At 62.2% G+C, this 18,918-nt stretch carries 15 protein-coding genes and 1 pseudogene; 7 read left to right on the top strand and 9 right to left on the bottom strand.

The genetic code is table 11. The features are described 5' to 3' along the window. Nucleotides 1-185: 185 nt before the first annotated feature. Nucleotides 186-1,229 (top strand): zinc-dependent alcohol dehydrogenase family protein, encoded by a 1,044-nt coding sequence (locus N1937_RS05335; RefSeq protein ID WP_260057786.1) that lies wholly within the window; start codon nt 186-188, stop codon nt 1,227-1,229. Between the two features lie 250 nt (nt 1,230-1,479). Here the strand turns inward: N1937_RS05335 and N1937_RS05330 are convergent, their stop codons facing one another. After that, complete coding sequence (locus N1937_RS05330; protein ID WP_260057785.1) at nt 1,480-2,298, bottom strand: sugar phosphate isomerase/epimerase family protein; 819 nt, start codon at nt 2,296-2,298, stop codon at nt 1,480-1,482. Nucleotides 2,299-2,726: 428 nt separating this feature from the next. On the opposite strand from N1937_RS05330, the gene N1937_RS05325 reads away from it, so the two are divergent. Next, nucleotides 2,727-3,194, top strand: coding sequence for a cupin domain-containing protein (locus tag N1937_RS05325; RefSeq protein ID WP_260057784.1), 468 nt, complete (start codon nt 2,727-2,729; stop codon nt 3,192-3,194). Between the two features lie 54 nt (nt 3,195-3,248). On the opposite strand, the gene N1937_RS05320 is transcribed toward N1937_RS05325, so the two are convergent. Continuing rightward, nucleotides 3,249-3,764 (bottom strand): AAA family ATPase, encoded by a 516-nt coding sequence (locus N1937_RS05320; protein ID WP_222386174.1) that lies wholly within the window; start codon nt 3,762-3,764, stop codon nt 3,249-3,251. A 131-nt stretch (nt 3,765-3,895) separates the two neighbouring features. After that, complete coding sequence (locus N1937_RS05315; protein ID WP_260057782.1) at nt 3,896-6,277, bottom strand: methyl-accepting chemotaxis protein; 2,382 nt, start codon at nt 6,275-6,277, stop codon at nt 3,896-3,898. A 683-nt stretch (nt 6,278-6,960) separates the two neighbouring features. On the opposite strand from N1937_RS05315, the gene N1937_RS05310 reads away from it, so the two are divergent. Both N1937_RS05310 and tam read left to right on the top strand, forming a co-directional pair. After that, complete coding sequence (locus N1937_RS05310) at nt 6,961-8,235, top strand: hemolysin family protein (protein ID WP_260057781.1); 1,275 nt, start codon at nt 6,961-6,963, stop codon at nt 8,233-8,235. Between the two features lie 113 nt (nt 8,236-8,348). Next, nucleotides 8,349-9,119, top strand: coding sequence for a trans-aconitate 2-methyltransferase (gene tam / locus N1937_RS05305; protein ID WP_260057780.1), 771 nt, complete (start codon nt 8,349-8,351; stop codon nt 9,117-9,119). 176 nt (nt 9,120-9,295) lie between these two features. On the opposite strand, the gene N1937_RS05300 is transcribed toward tam, so the two are convergent. Then, nucleotides 9,296-10,282 (bottom strand): IS110 family transposase, encoded by a 987-nt coding sequence (locus N1937_RS05300; protein ID WP_260057778.1) that lies wholly within the window; start codon nt 10,280-10,282, stop codon nt 9,296-9,298. A 471-nt stretch (nt 10,283-10,753) separates the two neighbouring features. Here N1937_RS05300 and zwf point away from each other — a divergent pair, with 471 nt between their 5' ends. Continuing rightward, complete coding sequence (zwf, locus tag N1937_RS05295; RefSeq protein ID WP_260057777.1) at nt 10,754-12,262, top strand: glucose-6-phosphate dehydrogenase; 1,509 nt, start codon at nt 10,754-10,756, stop codon at nt 12,260-12,262. A 32-nt stretch (nt 12,263-12,294) separates the two neighbouring features. Here the strand turns inward: zwf and N1937_RS05290 are convergent, their stop codons facing one another. The 3 genes and pseudogenes from N1937_RS05290 to N1937_RS05280 all read right to left on the bottom strand — a co-directional run bounded on the left by N1937_RS05290 (nt 12,295) and on the right by N1937_RS05280 (nt 13,657). After that, nucleotides 12,295-12,582, bottom strand: coding sequence for a hypothetical protein (locus N1937_RS05290; RefSeq protein WP_260057776.1), 288 nt, complete (start codon nt 12,580-12,582; stop codon nt 12,295-12,297). A gap of 130 nt (nt 12,583-12,712) precedes the next feature. Next, a pseudogene (locus N1937_RS05285) lies at nt 12,713-13,167 on the bottom strand (NUDIX hydrolase). A 97-nt stretch (nt 13,168-13,264) separates the two neighbouring features. Beyond that, nucleotides 13,265-13,657 (bottom strand): hypothetical protein, encoded by a 393-nt coding sequence (locus tag N1937_RS05280; protein WP_003546502.1) that lies wholly within the window; start codon nt 13,655-13,657, stop codon nt 13,265-13,267. A 226-nt stretch (nt 13,658-13,883) separates the two neighbouring features. On the opposite strand from N1937_RS05280, the gene N1937_RS05275 reads away from it, so the two are divergent. Continuing rightward, complete coding sequence (locus N1937_RS05275) at nt 13,884-15,449, top strand: helicase HerA-like C-terminal domain-containing protein (RefSeq protein WP_260057771.1); 1,566 nt, start codon at nt 13,884-13,886, stop codon at nt 15,447-15,449. Between the two features lie 63 nt (nt 15,450-15,512). On the opposite strand, the gene N1937_RS05270 is transcribed toward N1937_RS05275, so the two are convergent. Further along, nucleotides 15,513-16,499, bottom strand: coding sequence for an IS110 family transposase (locus tag N1937_RS05270; protein ID WP_222281449.1), 987 nt, complete (start codon nt 16,497-16,499; stop codon nt 15,513-15,515). 431 nt (nt 16,500-16,930) lie between these two features. On the opposite strand from N1937_RS05270, the gene N1937_RS05265 reads away from it, so the two are divergent. Continuing rightward, on the top strand, nt 16,931-18,526 hold the full coding sequence (locus tag N1937_RS05265) for an ABC-F family ATP-binding cassette domain-containing protein (protein WP_260057769.1): 1,596 nt from the start codon (nt 16,931-16,933) through the stop codon (nt 18,524-18,526). A gap of 103 nt (nt 18,527-18,629) precedes the next feature. Here the strand turns inward: N1937_RS05265 and N1937_RS05260 are convergent, their stop codons facing one another. Next, nucleotides 18,630-18,902: a hypothetical protein gene (locus N1937_RS05260; protein ID WP_260057768.1), complete on the bottom strand. Its 273-nt coding sequence runs from the start codon at nt 18,900-18,902 to the stop codon at nt 18,630-18,632. Between the last annotated feature and the right edge of the window lie 16 nt (nt 18,903-18,918).

The following is an 18,918-nucleotide window of genomic DNA, read 5'->3' as shown; positions in this document are numbered from 1 at the left end:
TCCCGAGCGGAAACACGGAAGCAAGAAAATGCCGGGGAATGGCGCCAGGCCGCAATATTCGTGCGCAGCGATGGCAGCTTCATCGATGGGTGCATCAGCAAAAATGATGGAATGGAAGGTTGGAATGCCTGCTTGCCGCATGCGATGATGCGTGCAATCTCGGAAAGCAGCAAGGAAAGACGCCGATGAAAGCCATGTTTTACGAAGCCTTCGGACAGGCGCCGGAGATCCGTACCGTTGCCGATCCGACGCCGGCCGAGGACGGTGTGGTCATAGCGATCGGCGCCAGCGGGCTCTGCCGCAGCGACTGGCACGGCTGGATGGGCCACGACCCCGATATCCGGCTGCCGCATGTGCCGGGACACGAGCTTGCCGGGCGGATCGTCGCCACCGGCCGCGGCGTGATGCGCTTCAAGGTCGGCGACCGGGTGACCGTGCCCTTCGTTTCCGGCTGCGGCCATTGCAGCGAATGCCATTCCGGTAACCAGCAGGTCTGCCCGAACCAGTTCCAGCCGGGCTTTACCCATTGGGGGTCGTTTGCCGAATATGTGGCGATCGATTATGCCGACACCAATCTGGTGCACCTGCCCGATACGATCGACGATGCGACGGCGGCAAGCCTCGGCTGCCGCTTCGCCACCTCGTTTCGCGCCGTCGCCGACCAGGCGCGCACCGGGCCCGGCGAATGGATCGCCGTGCATGGCTGCGGCGGTGTCGGCCTGTCGGCAATCATGATCGCCACAGCGCTCGGGGCGAATGCGATCGGCATCGATATATCCAAGGAGAAGCTCGCCTTTGCGCGGGAGTGCGGGGCGGTGGCGACGGTCAATGCGTCAGGCGTCGCCGACGTGGCGGAGGCAGTCCGCGAGATCACCAAGGGCGGCGCGCATGTCTCGATCGACGCGCTCGGCCATCCCGTCACCTGCTTCAACTCGATCAAGAACCTGCGCCGGCGCGGGCGGCATGTGCAGGTGGGGCTGATGCTCGGCGAGCACGCTACGCCTGAGATTCCAATGGCGCAGGTGATCGGCCACGAACTGGAAATCTACGGCAGCCACGGCATGCAGGCCTGGCGTTACGACGCCATGTTGTCGATGCTTTCGGCCGGAAAGATCGCACCGCAGAAGCTGATCGGACGCCGCGTCAGCCTCGAGGAAGCCGTGCCGGCGCTGATGGCGCTCGACAAGGCCGAGGCCACGGGGATTAGCGTGATTACGCGGTTTTCATGAGCGAGTTCCGCCCTGCCCGCTCGTGGCGAGTAGGGGAGGAGCAAAGCGCCGCCACTGTCCTCTTCTCCCCAGCGGGGAGAAGTGCCGGAGCGATAGCGAGGCGATGAGGGGGTGAGCGGCAAAGCCGCGAATGCGCTGAGCGCAAGCGAAGGGCAATAGTAAATGTTCTGCCGTGCGGCCCCCTCATCCGCCCTACGGGCACCTTCTCCCCGAGGGGAGAAGAGGGAGCCAGGCCGCTCTGCAACAGACCTTATTCAGCCAGACCGATCGAGGCGAGATAGGCAGCAGAAGCCGGGATCTTCGACTTGTCCTTGATCTCGATGATGAGGCGCGGGTTGCTTTCGAGCTTGGCAAGGGCCGCGAAAACGGCATGCCAGCGGATCGTGCCTTCGCCGAGGCTCCAGTGGCGGTCGGCATAGCCGTCGGCATCCTGCAGGTGGACATGCTGGAGGCGATTGCCGGCGGCCTTGACGTAATAATCGACCGGCGGCGCACCGGTATAGCCATGGGCATAATGGGCGTGGCCGGTATCGATCGAGACGGCGACGGCAGGCGATTGGAAGCTCTCGGCAAGCGCCACGCGACTATGCGGATCCTTGTCCTCGATGTTCTCGATGACCATGGTGCAGCCGATATCCTCGGCGCGCCTGACGGCGTCGCGCAGGGTCACGTGCGTGCGCTCGGCCAACGCTTCACGGGCGCCGGCATTGTCGTCGAGATTGTTGTAGGACCAGGACGTATAGGGGCTGTGGATGACCATATGAGTCGCGCCGATGGCGGCGCAGACATCCAGGCCCTGCAGCAGGCGTTTTGTGACGATGGCGCGGATATCGGGATCCTCCGAGGCGATGGTGAAGCCCCAGAAGGGGCCGTGAATGCCGAGGCGGCCGCCATGACCGTCGAGAAGCCGCCTGGCGCGGGCGGCAAGCGGCGCCCAATCGCCGTTCAGAACCTCGGCATCGATGAAGCTCTGCAATTCGAGATCGCGGGACTTTTCGAAGAGCCACTCACGGTGAAGTTCGACTTCATCGAGCGTCATGGCGGCGCCGACGACGGGAAGAGAGGACATGGATGCGCTCCATCAATGTGAATGATCAATGTAAATGCCGGGACGGCGTGGAAGGACGGCCGCAGGGAAGGCCAAGAACAGCCGCCGCGTTCTATGCACCCCTTCTGTGTCGGCGGTATTACAGGCGCAGAACCTTTCGAACCCCCTCCGGCCTCAGTCATTTCCGCATAGCTGATGTGGCATTGGCGGACTTGCGGAAACGCCCCGAAGTACCGATATCGGCCCCGACAGTCTCGTGACGCAGTGGCGCGCGAGCGGCGTTGAACCCTGGCAATGGAGCCGTTTGTTCAGCGCTTCGGCTGATATAGCGCGCTTCTATGAAAGCGCTCGGCGATGTTACCCCCAACGACAGGGCGGGTTGTCAAAGGCGTTGCAAAGGTCTAACGGCTGCGCCCGCAAGAAAAAGCCCGTAAGAAAAAGAAAGAGACATGATGTCCAACTCATTTGTGAAAATGCCAGCAAGCGACGAGGCCAAGCGGTTTTTCGTCCTCGGCGACCGGGTCGAGCGGCGGCTTAGGATCAGCGGAACCTGGCTCAATATATTCGATGTCACCGTGCCATCAGGCAGCCGAACGCCGAAACATGCGCATGCGAGCCCGGAAGTGTTCCGCATCATCGAGGGAAACCTAACGATCTGGCGCCGGAGCGACAGCGGCCCCGAAGAGATCGAGGCCAGCGCCGGCGACATCGTCACCATCCCGCCCTTCATGGTGCACGGCTATTCCAACCGCGGAACCGTACCCGTGGTCTTTTCCGCGGTCGTCGATCGAGATATGGCCGAGTTCATCGAAGCGGAAGGCGCGACCGAGCCCCCGAAGGCCAGCCCTTCGGCGGAAACCATCGCCCGCATGACGGCGGCGGCCAATGCATACGGGATTACTATTCTCGCGGCGTGACGGCGTGAGCGCATGATGCCGTTTTTCGGACGGCATCATGCGTTCCTTCGTCGGTTATGCTAGGCTTTTGGCAGGAGCCGATTTCAATCGGCTCACCAGTTCGTCCAAAACGGCGTCGACCGTTTTCGAAGCTGTATCGATGACGATTGCATCGTGCCATTCGTCATAGGCTCTTTCGGAAATCTCCTGCCATGTCGGCTTCACCAGACCTTCGACGTCGGTGAGGCGCGTTTCAGCACGCTTGCGGTGCTCGGCTTTGTCCGAGCAAACGATCTCGACCTCCGCCGCTGCCACCCCGGCAGCCTGCGCGACCGAACGCCATGCTGACCTGGTTATCCAGAGCGGATTGACGGAGTCGGCGATAACGGTCCTGCCGAGGGTCAGATTGTCTCCGGCAATACCATAAGCCGCGATATAGCCGGCAGGCCCGGCATCATCGGCTATTCCGGAGGCACGGATTGCCTGCTCGATGGTATCGACGCGCACATGGACCGCATTCAACCGCTCGGCCAAAGCGCGGGCAATCGTCGTCTTTCCACTGCCAGGCAGACCGCCAAAGATAATGAGCATCGTGACCTCGGCGTTGATTGGAGAAGCTTCCCGAGAACGTCAAAGCAGCTCACGGTCGTGCAATACTTCACCATTAAGCCCCGGTTCGCAATTCCTTCGTCAGCATTGGGTTTTCACCACCAGCCTCAAGACTAAAACTCTTCCCAGTTGCCCTCGGTCGAAGCCGGTGCGGCCGACGTGCCGAAGGCGGCTGCGAGCTTGCCGCCGAGTGCGCGGGCTGGTGACGGAGCGGGCCTGGCGTGGTCGGTGGCCGAGGCGGGAACCGATCTGCGCGCCGCAAGCGTCGCCGCGACCGGGCGCGCCAACGGCCTGGCAGTCGTCCGCGCGGCAGGAGCCGCGTTGGCCGCCTGGCCGAGATTGAACTGTGCCAGACGCTCCGAGAGGGCAGACACCTCCGTCACCAGCGTGTGCGAGGCGGCATTCGATTCCTCGACCATTGCGGCATTCTTCTGGGTCGACTGGTCCATCTGGTTGACCGCCGTGTTGATCTCCAGAAGACCCGTCGACTGTTCACGGGCGGCCTGGACGACCGCCTGGACATTGCTGTTGATCTGCTGGACCTCGGCAACGATCGCCTGCAGCGCCTTGCCAGTCTGGCCGACGAGATCGACGCCACGCTTGACCTGGGCGCCGGACGAGGTGATTAGCGCCTTGATCTCCTTGGCGGCCGTCGCCGAGCGCTGCGCCAGTTCGCGCACTTCCTGTGCGACGACGGCAAAGCCCTTGCCGGCCTCCCCCGCGCGTGCTGCCTCGACGCCTGCATTGAGGGCCAGCAGGTTGGTCTGGAAGGCAATATCGTCGATCACGCCGATGATGTTGGAGATCGACTGCGAGGATTGCTCGATGCCGGTCATGGCGTCGACGGCATTGCGCACGATCTCTCCGGAGTTTTCCGCACCATCCTTGGTGCGGCTGACGAGCGTTCCCGCCTCCTCGGCCCGAAGGGTGGAGTCCTTGACCGAGGTGGTGATCTGCTCGAGCGCGGCGGCGGTCTCCTCGACGGAAGCGGCCTGCTGTTCGGTGCGGCGGGCGAGATCGTCGGCGCCCGAGCGGATTTCTTCCGAACCGGCCTGAATGACGGCAGCGTTTTCGGAGAAGGAAATCAGCGCCGCCTGGAGCTTTTCGACAGACGCATTGAAATCGACGCGGATTTCGTCAAGGGAGTCGGCGAATGGCTTTTCCAGCCGGATGGTCATGTCTCCATTGGATAGGCTGGCCAGTCCGTTGCCGAGTTCGCTCACCGCGAACTTGATCGAATCCTCGCGGGCGGCGTGGAGGACGGAACGTTGCTGTCGTTCGATCTCTTCGCGGGACCGGGAGGTTTCCGCATCGGCTTCGAGCTTGATCTTCTGGCGATTGTTTTCCAGCAGGATGGCGAGGGAGCGTGAGAGGTCGCCGATTTCGTCCTTCGCATTGTTGTCGCTCAGTTGCACGTCGAGTTGGCCATGGGCGATGCGGTCAGTCTCGGCAATCACGCCCTCAATGCGGCGGATGAATTTGCGGGCAATGAGCCAGCCTGCGAGACCGAGCAGGAGTGCAGCGATGGCGGTGATCGCAACGGCGCTCCAGGCCATGTTGTTGAGTTGGGCAAAGACGGTGGATTTAGGCACCGAAACAATGGCGTACCAGTTCAGGTCATTCGTGAGCTTTACCGGATAGGCGACCGAGAAATAGGTCTGGCCGTCCGGGCCTGCGATCTCCTGCGCGACGCCGGGCTTGGCGATCAACTGATCCCAGCCGGCCGTGAGATCGCCGCCGTCCTTGATATTCTTGCCTGCGAGTTCGGCGGAGGGATGGCTGATGATGCCGCCAGCGCCCGTCACCAAGCTGAGATAGCCGGTCTCCATCGGGTGGACTGCGGAGATCGACTTGTTGGCGTCGTCGAGCGAAATGTCCATGCCGGCGACGCCCAGTGCCTTGCCGTCGACCATGATCGGCTTGGCGACCGAGGTCATCAGCACCTCCTTGCCGTCGACCGCATAGACATAGGGTTCGATGACGACGGTCTTCTTCTGAGTAAAGGGAAGCTGGTAGTAGTCGCCGGCGCCCGACACGCCATAATCGACCAGCGGCGTGTGCTGGATCTTGTCGCCACTGCGCACCCAGTAGGGCAGGTAGCGGCCGGTCGTGTCGTGGCCTTCCTTGCCGACGAAATCCTTGTCTTTGCCGTCGAAAGCATTCGGTTCCCAACCGGTCCAAACACCAAGCGCCATCGGATTATCCTGCAGCATGTTTTTCAGCAGGTCGTCGGCGGCCGCACGATTGGCGTTTCCGCCGTCCTTCATCGTCGATAGCGACGTTTCCAACGCATTGACGATGCCGAGCGCCACGCTCATCGATTTCTCGACGTTGAGCGCATTGGCAGCAGCGATCTGGAGCATCTCGTCGAGGCTCGATTTGCGCATGTCGTTATAGGCGATGTAAAAAAGAACGCCCGATGCCGCGATCGTGGCAATGACACCGCAGGCCGCCACGGAAAAAATGTTGCGTCCGGTAGCCGATTTGAACTGCATGCGCTTAACCTCCTCGAGCGGGCAGGTCATCGATCGCGCACCGATCTATTCCGTCCCGGCTTCCCCTGACCGAGAACTGATTTCGAGACGTGCCTGCACGTCGCGGAAATCGTTCGCAATTTAAGGAAAATACGAAAAGGCTGTTAATTTACGGTGTATTGCTCCGGCTTTACTTATGACCGGGCAGCCTGCTGCGCCTCTTTTAAGACGCGCAAACGCGGTGATGCTGCCGTTGTCGAAACTGTCACATCAACACGCTATAAGGATTTTCGCCGAGCACCTCTTGCGTCGGCACTGTTTCACCGTCAAAATTGTGCCATGCCTGACAGTGACCCATCCAGTACAAGCTCCGCCCCTCCCAACCGGGATCTCCCGACCGAGGAAGCAGGCGACCACTGTAGACGGTGCGATGACGCCGCCTCGCCTCAAGCATATCAACGCTCCCGCAGAGAGCCGCTTCCCAGACCATTGTCGATGACGGGTGGCCGCGGGGCCTACCCGGTTTTACCGATGGCCCATGACTTTCACTTCAGAGGAGCGGCCTGATGGAACCTGCATTGGTGTCAACACAATGATGGAAAGACGATAGGCGATGCGTATATGCGTCTATATAGCATCCCTTCGAATGCCTCGCCGCTTCGCCTGATAAATGCGGCATTACAACCTCAACGAATAGGGTCCCTGTGTTTCTGGAAATTGGAATTGTGGCGTTTCTCACCATCCTGAACGGTGTGCTCGCCATGTCGGAGTTGGCTGTTGTCTCTTCTCGAACGGCCCGCCTGAAAGTTCTCTCCGACAATGGAAGCAACGGCGCAGCTCAAGCGATCAAACTTGCCGAAAATCCCGGTCGTTTTCTCTCTACGGTGCAGATCGGCATCACGCTGGTCGGCGTTCTGTCCGGGGCTTTCTCAGGGGCCACGCTCGGCGGCCGCCTGAGCGGCTGGCTGGAGGCCCAGGGGATGTCATCGACGGCGGCTGATGCCATGGGCGTCGGTTCAGTCGTTGTGGCAATCACATATCTTTCATTGATCGTCGGCGAACTTGTTCCCAAGCAGATTGCATTGCGGGAACCCGAAGCGGTTGCGGCCAAGGTCGCACCCGCTATGGCGGTACTTTCAAAAATCGCGCTGCCACTCGTGTGGCTTCTCAACGCCTCCGGAAATCTTGTGCTTAATCTCTTGGGCCAAACAGGAAAGGGTGGCGACAATGTCTCTGACGCAGAGATCAAAACCGTTCTGGCAGAGGCGCAGTCGGCCGGCGTGATCGAAAGCGAAGAGTCCGCGATGATATCAGGCGTCATGCGGCTGGCGGACCGCACTGCGCGAGCGCTTATGACGCCCCGGCGGGACGTCGAAATTATCGATATTGACGACAGCCTTGATGACATTCGGACCCAATTGCACAGGACGAAGCGGTCGCGGTTGCCCGTTCGGAAAGGCAGTTCGGACGAGGTGATCGGCATCCTTCCGGTTAAGGACTTCTACGACGCGATGTCCGAACACGGCAGTGCCGACATCAAGGCTCTGACGCAAGAGGTCCCGGTGGTTTCGGACCTTTCGACTGCCATCAATGTTATTGAATCCATCAGGAAATCGCCCGTTCACATGGTGCTGGTTTTCGACGAGTACGGCCACTTCGAGGGGATTGTTTCGTCAGGCGACATTTTGGAAGCAATCATGGGGGCTCTCCAGGAGGGACCTGTCGATGAACAGGCCATCGCTCGTCGAGACGACGGCTCGTACCTCGTGTCGGGCTGGACGCCGATTGACGAGTTCGCTGAATTCCTAAACCTCAGGCTCGATGGCGATCTGGAGTATCAGACTGTCGCTGGCCTGGTGCTGGAAGAGTTGAAACATCTGCCGGAATTGGGCGAGAGCTTCACGAGAGATGGATGGCGCTTCGAAGTCGTCGATCTCGACGGGAGGCGCGTGGACAAAATACTTGTGTCGGCTGAGTGAGGCTTCGTCGCCAACGACTTTGCCGATGAGGCCATCAATCTCGACGGCCGCAACATCGACAAGATCCGCATCCGCCACATGGAAGATGTGGCCTGACAGCAGGAGCGAGCATCATGGCATGGTCCGCCAACCAGTATGTGAAATTCGAGGACGAGCGCACGCGACCGGCGCGTGACCTGTTGGCACAGGTGCCGCTGCAAAACATTCGTCATGCCATCGATCTCGGCTGCGGCCCGGGCAATTCGACCGAGCTGATCATCCGGCGCTATGGGGCCACCGGCGTCTCCGGCGTCGATAGCGACATGAACATGCTGGAGGCAGCGCGCAAGCGGCTTCCAGGTACTGTCTTCGTCGAGGCCGATCTCACCCGCTGGCAGCCGGCCGCACCCGCCGACCTTTTGTTTGCCAATGCTGTCTTCCAATGGCTTCCCGATCATCTCGATATCTTCGACCGGCTGATGGACGGGCTTTCCGAAGGCGGCGTGCTGGCCGTGCAGATGCCCGACAATCTCGGCGAACCCTCACATCTGGCGATGGAGCAAACGGCGCATGCCGGCCCGTGGAAGACTGCCTTCGAGGCGAAGAGCGTGCGCCGCAAGGTGCTGCCGCCACCGTCCACCTATTACTCCAGGCTGATCGCCAAAGCTTCACGCGTCGATATCTGGCACACCATCTACAATCACCCGATGGCGGATGCGGCGGCGATCGTCGAATGGGTCAAGGGGACCGGGCTGATGCCCTATCTCGCCCAAGCCGGCGAAGAGCATCGCGAGACCTTCCTGGCGGATTACCTCAAGCGGTTGGAAAAGGCCTATCCCAGGATGTCGGACGGGCGGGTGCTGCTGCGGTTTCCGAGGATTTTCATGGTGGCGGTGAAGAAATGATCGGCTGCTTGTTCGCACCGATGGCTGCCCCTAATCCACCGGGGTCGAGCCACTTGTCTCGACCCGTCTTTCGGCCCCCGTAAACGGGACGAGGGAACGAAGAGGGTGCGGCATCTCCTCTTCTCCCCTCGGGGAGAAGGTGGCCCGAAGGGTCGGATGAGCATCTGTGTTTGGTGTCAAGGTGGATTTGGTGTCCAGATGCGGTTTTTGGTGATGAGGGTGTTTGCCAGGACGATGAGCTTTCTCATGACGGCGACGAGGACGACCTTATTGGGTTTTCCGACTTTCTTCAGCCTTGCGGCGAAGCGTGCGAGGTCCGGGTTGTGACGGGAGGCGGACAGGGCGGCCATGTAGATGGCGTTCCTGGGTGCTGGGCGTCCGCCCCTGATGGAGCGATGTCCGGCGCGCTCGCCACTTTCGCAGGCAATCGGTGCAAGACCGGTCAGCATGGCGGCCTGCTTGCCGGAGCAGGCGCCGAGTTCGCAAAGGCCAGCGATCAGGCTTGCGGCGGTGACGGCTCCGATGCCGGGAATGGAGATGAGGATGTCGAGGCGGCGGCGCATCTCGGGATCGGCGCAGATGCTGCGCTCGATCTCGGCGTCCAGTCTTGCGATATGGGTGTCGAGCGCGGCAAGCCGGCGCGTCAGTTCCTTGCGCAGGAAGGCGGTCACGGCCGTCTTCATCCGGTTGGACAGGGCGGTGCGTTCGCCATTGGCGGCAGATCGGGCATTGACCAGTTCCTGCAGGGTTTCCAGCGCTTGGTCCGGCGGTGGGGTCTGTGCGGGCTTGAGGGCTTCTCCCATGATGGCCAGAAACCGCGCATCGAGCCGATCGGTCTTGGCGAGAAAGCCGCAGGCTTTGGCAAACAGCCGGGCGCGCAGCGGGTCGACGACCGACACGTAAAAGCCATCGGCATGCAGCGAGCGCTGGACGGCGCGATGCCACTTGCCGGTCGCTTCCATGACGATACGCAGCGCCGAGCGCGGCATCTGGTCAAGCGCATCGAGCTCCCGCTTGAGGCGGCGCAGGCCGGCCGTGTCGTTGGTCACCCGAAAACTGCGGCCGAGAGGATGCAGATGAATGTCCAGCCACTCTTTACAGACATCGATGCCGACATAAACTGTCGCCATCGCGGTGCGTTCGGACGATACCTTGCCTTGCATACGGGACCTGCTCCCCACTATCTGTTCAGGACAAACGCGAAGGACGGGCGGACCAGGCTCATCCCCGGTTCACGCCAAGGGGGTTACGGTCCCGCCCGTCCGACCCCTGGGGGATGGCCATCCCCCAGGGGTCGCACCCATCATCAACGGATGCAGTTTGAACATGCAAGGGGGCCACACGGCACGCCCTCTCATCTTAGTTATCCCGCCAAGCCGACGAGAGCGCGGTCGAATTCCGCATGAACATTGTTGGAAAGACCGGCTTCGCCGGCCCCCTCATCCGCCCTACGGGCACCTTCTCCCCGCTGGGGAGAAGAGGGAATCGAGACGTTGCGGCAGACGGTGCCGGCAGGCGGATGAGGGGCGGCCGCGAGCGCCCGAGGATGTCAAATGCCTGTTACCCCTCGCTGCCTATGTTGCGGCAAAGCCGGCGCGCAGTATAGTCGGCCGGAAAATCCAAGGAGATGACGCATGGACGCTGCCCCTACCCCGCCGGTCACCCTCGTCATCTTCGGCGCCACGGGAGACCTAACGCGCCGGCTGCTGGTGCCGGCGATCATCAACCTGACGCGCAGCCGCCTCGTCGGCGAGGACCTTCACATTCTCGGCATCGGCATCGAGCCGGGCGACGACGAGTTCCTGCGCGGGCGGCTCGACCAATTCCTCAGCCATCTGAGCGGCGAAGAGCCGACGGTGAAGGACGAGGCCTGGGAAAGCCTGCGCCGGCGCATTTCCTATACGTCCGGGGATTTCACCAAGGACGATATTTTCGTCGAGATCGGCAAGCGGTTGGGGCCGAACGCCAATGCCGCCTTTTATCTCGCCGTCCCGCCATCCTTTTTCGGCACGATCGTCGAGAAGCTCGCCGGCCACGGGTTGACCGATGAAAGTGACCGCGTCTTCCGCCGCGTCGCCATCGAGAAGCCGTTCGGCACCGATCTCGCCTCGGCGCAGGCGCTCAATGCGCAGATTCTCGCCCAGGTCGAAGAAAGCCAAGTCTACCGGCTCGACCATTTCCTCGGCAAGGAGACGGTGCAGAACCTGATGACGGCGCGTTTCGCCAACATGATGATCGAGTCCTTGTGGAACAGCCGCTATATCGACCATGTGCAGATCACCGCCGCCGAGATCGTCGATGTCGGCAGCCGCGGCAAATTCTACGATGCAACCGGCGCGCTGCGCGACATGGTGCCGAACCATCTCTTCCAGCTGCTGGCGATGATCGCCATGGAGCCGCCGAACAGCTTCGATGCCGAAGCGATCCGCAACGAGAAAAGCAAGGTGCTGAAGGCTCTGCGCATCTATACGCCTGAGGAGGCCAAGACGCATGGCGTGCGCGGCGCCTATGGCGCAGGCCCGCTTAATGGTGCTGCGCTTCCGGCCTATCGCGACACCAAGGATGTGTCGCCCGACAGCCGCACCGAAACCTATGTGGCGCTGAAGCTCTACGCCGATACCTGGCGCTGGGCCGGCGTGCCCTTTTATCTCAGGACTGGCAAGGCACTGACGGCGCGCGACACCGAGATCGTCATCACCTTCCAGCCGGTGCCATTTGCGCAGTTTCGCGAGACCGAGGTCAATAGGCGCCTGCCGCCAAACCGGCTGGTGATCCAGGTGCAGCCCGACGAGGGCATGAGCATGGAAATCTCGATCAAATCGCCGGGGCTTTCCGTCGATACCGTGCCGGTCTCACTCGATTTCCGCTATGCCGACAAATTCGATATCGCCAAGACGACCGGCTATGAATCGCTGCTCTACGATCTCTTCATCGGCGACCAGACGCTGTTCCAGCGCGCCGACGGCATCGAGGCCGGATGGGCGGCGGTGCAGCCTTTCCTCGACATCTGGGCTGGGGATCAGAGCGTGCCCGACACTTACGCGCCGGGCAGCATGGGACCGGCCTGCGCCGACGAACTGATCCAGCGCGACAGGCGGCAGTGGCATGAACTCGGCGTTGTGTTGCACAAAAACGGCAAATAGACGGTTCGGCTTTCCAATCCGGGACTATCCCGTCAGCGGCAGGCGTCGCTTAGCGTACCGTTGCGCTCGGCCGCGCGGTACTGACGCGTCCCGGGCCGTGGACACTTGGGCCGATCCGGCGGAATGACGACGTTGATATCACCGGTTTCGACTGAATCGAGCGGAATGGTGAGTCCGCCGTTGGATTCCGCTCCCGGCACCGTGCCGGGCGGCATACCGCCGAAGCGGCCGCTATAGTCCATATCAGCAAGCGCCTGGGAAAAGGCCGGCGCGGCGAAGCCGAGGAGAATGATCGAGGCTGCTGCGAGAAACATACGCATGATGCTATTCCCTATGGTTTCAGCGATGCGGCAGAAACAGCATTATAACCTCATTGTTCCCAAGGAGCGAACGCAGGCGATCAAAGTTTGGCGATCGGACTACATGGCGTCGAAATGGTGTCATCTCGGCTCAATCGCGCCAGCGCGACAGCAGTTGTCGAGGCCTGTCGGATAGAGATCGATGCCGGCGTTACGCAGCCTGTCGCGGCCGAACCAGCGCGCTGTCGCCGCCGTCTCGTCGAGTTCGCAGTAGCGGATTTCATCGCGTTCGTAGAGCGATGCATCGGCCAGTTCGATGTCGGCGGCGAAGATGAATTCGTGACCGGTCGCGCCATGATGCTCGTAGATGTTTTCAAGCAGATGCCAGGGGCCGACGATCCGGATATCGGTCTGGAGTTCCCCGCCAAACTCGCGGTGCAGGGCCTCTTCGCGGCTCTCGCCGAATTCGATCGCGCCGCCGAGCGGGCGAACGCCCTTGATGCGGCCGCTGTCATCCTCCACTTCAGCCGCAAGGAGCTGATCTTTCCGCCAGGCGAGGCCGATCACCTTCACCCTGATCTGCTGCGATGGGCGCCAGATGGCCATCTGCTCTCCTTCCATAGGGACAGTGCTTGCTTTTCACCCCGGTGTGGCGAAAACAGTGCGCCCCGCTACAAAGCGAGGCTCCTGCCGATCCCTCGTCTCAGACGAACTGGCTGAGGCCCGGGACGGATGCGACGACCTCGTCGACGACTTCCTCGCCGGCATATTGCTTGGCGATCGCGATGGTTTCCTTGGCAAGCGAGGTGATCTCGCCCATGCCGAGGCCTTCGCCCATCAGCTGCTGGCCGAGCCCCATGATGCCGCCGCCGCCGAGCGAGCTCATCAGCCCGCCGAGCAGACCGCCGCCGCCGGCACCTGCGCCGTTGAACTGGGCGACGAGATCGGCGCCGCCGGGGATCGCTTCGATCATCTTGGCAACCGGGCCATCGGCGGCCTCGCGCTGCAGGAAGCCGAGCATCATGCCGAGCGCCTTTTCGGCCAAATCAGGCGCAATACCTACGCGATCGGCGATCTGGGTCACAATTTCATTCATCGTCAGCCTCCTGTTTTTTTTGACGTTAACGTCAGCGTTAATCGAGATTTGACAGCAACTCAAGCCAGCCCCTCGCCGGGCGGCACTTTGTCCGGTTTTGCTTTCAATGCAAACAGTTGTCCGCATGCGCATGCCTGCTTATAACAGGGAAACGATGGTTCGATGAAGGCAGCAGAAGCAAGCCTTCTCATACAAATGGCGGCAGAGCCCCAAGGGAGCATTCCGGATGATCGAGGAAGGCAAGATTTTCATCGGCGCGAGCCGCAATCCCGATGACAGCATCAACAAGCCGGAATATCTCGACCTGAAATTCGGCAACCGCCACGGCCTCGTCACCGGCGCTACCGGCACTGGCAAGACGGTGACGCTGCAGGTGCTGGCCGAAGGCTTCTCCCGCGCCGGTGTTCCGGTCTTTGCGGCCGATATCAAGGGCGATCTTTCCGGCATCGCCGCCAAGGGCGAGCCCAAGGATTTCCTGACGAAGCGTGCCGAGCAGATCGGCTTCACCGACTATGAATTCGACCAGTTTCCGGTGATTTTCTGGGATCTGTTCGGCGAGAAGGGCCACCGGGTGCGCACCACCATCGCCGAGATGGGACCGCTGCTGCTCGCCCGGCTGATGGATGCCTCCGAACCGCAGGAAGGCGTCATCAACATCGCCTTCAAGATCGCCGACCAGGGCGGGCTGCCGCTGCTCGATCTCAAGGATTTCAGCTCGCTGCTCAACTATATGGGCGAGAACGCCAGCCAACTTTCCAGCCAGTACGGGCTGATCTCCAAGGCCTCGGTCGGCTCGATCCAGCGGGCGCTGCTCGTACTCGAACAGCAGGGTGCGGAGCATTTCTTCGGTGAACCGGCGCTGAAGATTTCCGACATCATGCGCACCAGCAACAACGGCTACGGCCAGATCTCGGTGCTGGCTGCCGACAAGCTGATGATGAACCCGCGGCTTTACGCCACTTTCCTGCTCTGGCTGCTCTCCGAGCTTTTCGAGGAATTGCCCGAGGTGGGCGACCCCGACAAGCCGAAGCTCGTCTTCTTCTTCGACGAGGCGCACCTGCTCTTCAACGACGCGCCGAAGGTGCTGACCGAACGTGTCGAGCAGGTCGTACGACTGATTCGTTCCAAGGGCGTCGGCGTCTATTTCGTGACACAGAATCCGCTCGACGTGCCGGAAACGGTCCTCGCCCAGCTCGGCAACCGGGCGCAGCATGCACTACGCGCCTATTCGCCGCGCGAGCAGAAGGCGGTGAGGACGGCGGCCGATACGTTCCGTGCGAATCCGGCCTTCGATTGCGCCACCGTCATCACCAATCTCGGCACCGGCGAGGCGCTGGTCTCGACGCTGGAGGCCAAGGGCGCGCCTTCGATCGTCGAGCGCACGCTGGTCCGCCCACCCTCCGGCCGCGTCGGCCCGGTGACCGATGACGAGCGCCGGCAGATCATGGACAAGAGCCCGGTTCTCGGCGTCTACGACGAGGATGTCGACCGCGAATCCGCCTTCGAACTGCTGGCCGCACGAGCGAAGAAGGCGGCCGATGCCGAGGCCGCCAAGCGAGCCCAGGAAGAAGCGCCTCCGCAGCAGGGCAACACCACCTCCGGCTGGAACCTGCCGGGCTTCGGCGGCGGCAATGACGACGACAACCAGAGCCGCGGCCAATCGCGCGGCCGGGCGTCCGGCTATCAGCGCGAAACGGTGGTGGAGGCGGCAATGAAGAGCGTGGCGCGCACAGTTGCGACGCAAGTCGGCCGGGCGCTGGTGCGCGGGATCTTGGGGAGCTTGAAGCGGTAAGCTGGGTCTCTTCTCCCCTCGGGGAGAAGATGCCGGCAGGCAGATGAGCATCTGTGTTTGGTGTCAAGGTGGATTTGGTGTCCAGATGCGGTTTTTGGTGATGAGGGTGTTTGCCAGGACGATGAGCTTTCTCATGACGGCGACGAGGACGACCTTATTGGGTTTTCCGACTTTCTTCAGCCTTGCGGCGAAGCGTGCGAGGTCCGGGTTGTGACGGGAGGCGGACAGGGCGGCCATGTAGATGGCGTTCCTGGGTGCTGGGCGTCCGCCCCTGATGGAGCGATGTCCGGCCCGCTCGCCACTTTCGCAGGCAATCGGCGCAAGGCCGGTCAGCATGGCGGCCTGCTTGCCGGAGCAGGCGCCAAGTTCGCAAAGGCCAGCGATCAGGCTTGCGGCGGTGACGGCTCCGATGCCGGGAATGGAGATGAGGATGTCGAGGCGGCGGCGCATCTCGGGATCGGCGCAGATGCTGCGCTCGATCTCGGCGTCCAGTCTTGCGATATGGGTGTCGAGCGCGGCAAGCCGGCGCGTCAGTTCCTTGCGCAGGAAGGCGGTCACGGCCGTCTTCATCCGGTTGGACAGGGCGGTGCGTTCGCCATTGGCGGCAGATCGGGCATTGACCAGTTCCTGCAGGGCTTCCAGCGCTTGGTCCGGCGGTGGGGTCTGTGCGGGCTTGAGGGCTTCTCCCATGATGGCCAGAAACCGCGCATCGAGCCGATCGGTCTTGGCGAGAAAGCCGCAGGCTTTGGCAAACAGCCGGGCGCGCAGCGGGTCGACGACCGACACGTAAAAGCCATCGGCATGCAGCGAGCGCTGGACGGCGCGATGCCACTTGCCGGTCGCTTCCATGACGATACGCAGCGCCGAGCGCGGCATCTGGTCAAGCGCATCGAGCTCCCGCTTGAGGCGGCGCAGGCCGGCCGTGTCGTTGGTCACCCGAAAACTGCGGCCGAGAGGATGCAGATGAATGTCCAGCCACTCTTTACAGACATCGATGCCGACATAAACTGTCGCCATCGCGGTGCGTTCGGACGATACCTTGCCTTGCATACGGGACCTGCTCCCCACTATCTGTTCAGGACAAACGCGAAGGACGGGCGGACCAGGCTCATCCCCGGTTCACGCCAAGGGGGTTACGGTCCCGCCCGTCCGACCCCTGGGGGATGGCCATCCCCCAGGGGTCGCACCCATCATCAACGGATGCAGTTTGAACATGCAAGGGGGGTGCCTTGAGCGGCCAGCGAAAGGCCGTTGCGGAGTGCCGTGTGGCCCCCTCATCCGACCCTTCGGGCCACCTTCTCCCCGCTGGGGAGAAGGGGAGCAAGATCGCTGCCTGCCGCTAGATTGGCCCTTTGCCTTGAACCTTCAGCCTTCATTCCCTAAATTATCTGCCATCGACCATTTTAACAGGATGTGTGCCGCAATGGATTTCAACCCGATCGCAACGCCAGTTCGCCTTGCCAACGGAGACATCCATATCCATGCCTGCATCCATCATTCTTTCCCAAATTTCATGGTCCGCGCCTGACGGGCGGCCGCTTTTTTCCAATCTCGACCTGAGTTTCGGAGCGGAACGTACCGGTCTCGTCGGGCGCAACGGCGTCGGCAAGACGACGCTGCTCAAGCTCGTCTCCGGGGAACTCCAGCCGCATTCGGGGACGGTATCCGTCAGCGGCAGTCTCGGCGTGCTGCGGCAGAGCGTTCAGGTGACGTCTGACGAAACGGTTGCCGATCTCTTCGGCGTGACCGACGCGCTCGCTATTCTTCGCCGTGCCGAAGCCGGCGAGGCAACGGCCGACGAGCTGGCATCCGCGGACTGGGTGCTGGAGGCGCGCATCGCCGCAGCGCTCAATCGGACAGGGCTCGACGCACCGCCGGAGACGCCGCTTGCCGTGCTCTCCGGCGGGCAGCGCACCCGTGCCGGGCTTGCGGCGCTTGTTTTCGCCGAGCCGGACTTTCTGCTGCTCGACGAACCCACAAACAATCTCGACCGCGAGGGCCGCGACGCGGTGATCGCGCTGATGGCAGGCTGGCGGGCCGGCGCCATCATCGTCAGCCATGATCGGGAACTGCTCGAAAGTGTCGACGCGATTGTCGAACTGACGTCGCTCGGTGCCACGCGCTACGGCGGCAACTGGAGCCATTATCGCGAGCGCAAGGCGCTCGAGCTCGCGGCGGCACAACATGATCTCACTGAAGCCGAAAAACGCATGGCCGAGGTGGCAAGGAAGGCGCAGGCGACGGTGGAGCGCCAGGCGCAGCGGGACAGCGCTGGACGGAAGATGGCCGCCAAGGGCGGCATACCGCGCATCATGCTCGGCGGCATGAAGGAGCGGAGCGAAACGACCGGCGGCGACAATGCCCGCCTCGCCGAACGCCGGCGCGCCCAGGCGCTGGAAGAGGCAAGGGTGGCGCGCGAGAAGATCGAGATCCTCCAGCCCTTGACGGTCACCCTGCCGCCGACCGGGCTGCCGGCCGGCAAGATCGTGCTGAAGATGGATGGCGTGACATCGGGTTATCAGCCGGGCGATCCCGTCATCCGCGATCTCTCCTTCGATGTGACGGGACCGGAACGGATTGCCGTCACCGGCCGCAACGGCTCGGGCAAGACGACCTTGCTGGCGCTCGTCACCGGCGCGCTGAAACCCTGGGCCGGCACGGTCAGCGTCATGACCGACCTCTCGATGCTTGATCAGAAAGTGAGCCTTATCGATCCGTCGGCCTCGATCCGCGACAATTTTCGCCGGATCAATCCGCTGGCCGATGAAAATACCTGCCGGGCGGCGCTTGCCCGCTTCATGTTCAGGGCCGATGCGGCGCTGCAGGCCGTATCGACGCTGAGCGGCGGGCAATTGCTGCGGGCGGGCCTTGCCTGCGTTTTGGGTTCGGCACCGCCGCCGCTGTTGATCCTCGACGAGCCGACCAACCATCTCGACATCGACTCGATATCAGCGGTCGAGGCAGGACTGCGCGCCTATGACGGCGCGCTGCTGGTGGTCAGCCACGACGAGACATTCCTCAGGAGTATCGGGATAACGCGGCGGCTGGAGCTGCTTGGCGGCGAGGCGGCCGGATAAATCAGAAATTGGGTCGCAACTGCGCCAAAGACAGGCGGACACATACCAATTGTCGGTCAGCCATATGCGGCCACTGGCATCGCCGATGCCGGCACCACGGCGGTTATTTCGAAAGAACGACTTCCGCCCAGGCTGCGAACTCTTCGAGGCGCTTGAGGGCGCGTAACGCGTCGTCGCGCGTCTTCGCCCTCGAACCGTACTGCACTTCGTCCTTCTGTTCGAGAAGTGTCTTGAGATTCGCTTCCTGTCTGTTGGGCAGTTCGTTGCCCAGTGCGCCACGAAGGAGTTTGACGACCGCCTGATGATCTCCTTGGTTGATCTCGCCCTTAAACTTAGCGGTGACCGCGTCTGCATAGGCGATCGCACAGTTGATCACGGTGGATATCGAGGGG

Source organism: Rhizobium sp. WSM4643, from assembly GCF_025152745.1.
Lineage (GTDB): Bacteria > Pseudomonadota > Alphaproteobacteria > Rhizobiales > Rhizobiaceae > Rhizobium > Rhizobium leguminosarum_I.
This window is presented reverse-complemented; position numbering and strand designations above follow the sequence as displayed.

Bases quoted from the DNA above. Each gene is read 5' to 3' on its own strand.
- N1937_RS05335 (WP_260057786.1), top strand. From the start codon at position 186: ATGAAAGCCATGTTTTACGAAGCCTTCGGACAGGCGCCGGAGATCCGT.
- N1937_RS05330 (WP_260057785.1), bottom strand. From the start codon at position 2,298: ATGTCCTCTCTTCCCGTCGTCGGCGCCGCCATGACGCTCGATGAAGTC.
- N1937_RS05325 (WP_260057784.1), top strand. From the start codon at position 2,727: ATGATGTCCAACTCATTTGTGAAAATGCCAGCAAGCGACGAGGCCAAG.
- N1937_RS05320 (WP_222386174.1), bottom strand. From the start codon at position 3,764: ATGCTCATTATCTTTGGCGGTCTGCCTGGCAGTGGAAAGACGACGATT.
- N1937_RS05315 (WP_260057782.1), bottom strand. From the start codon at position 6,277: ATGCAGTTCAAATCGGCTACCGGACGCAACATTTTTTCCGTGGCGGCC.
- tam (WP_260057780.1), top strand. From the start codon at position 8,349: ATGGCATGGTCCGCCAACCAGTATGTGAAATTCGAGGACGAGCGCACG.
- N1937_RS05300 (WP_260057778.1), bottom strand. From the start codon at position 10,282: ATGCAAGGCAAGGTATCGTCCGAACGCACCGCGATGGCGACAGTTTAT.
- zwf (WP_260057777.1), top strand. From the start codon at position 10,754: ATGGACGCTGCCCCTACCCCGCCGGTCACCCTCGTCATCTTCGGCGCC.
- N1937_RS05290 (WP_260057776.1), bottom strand. From the start codon at position 12,582: ATGCGTATGTTTCTCGCAGCAGCCTCGATCATTCTCCTCGGCTTCGCC.
- N1937_RS05280 (WP_003546502.1), bottom strand. From the start codon at position 13,657: ATGAATGAAATTGTGACCCAGATCGCCGATCGCGTAGGTATTGCGCCT.
- N1937_RS05275 (WP_260057771.1), top strand. From the start codon at position 13,884: ATGATCGAGGAAGGCAAGATTTTCATCGGCGCGAGCCGCAATCCCGAT.
- N1937_RS05270 (WP_222281449.1), bottom strand. From the start codon at position 16,499: ATGCAAGGCAAGGTATCGTCCGAACGCACCGCGATGGCGACAGTTTAT.
- N1937_RS05265 (WP_260057769.1), top strand. From the start codon at position 16,931: ATGCCTGCATCCATCATTCTTTCCCAAATTTCATGGTCCGCGCCTGAC.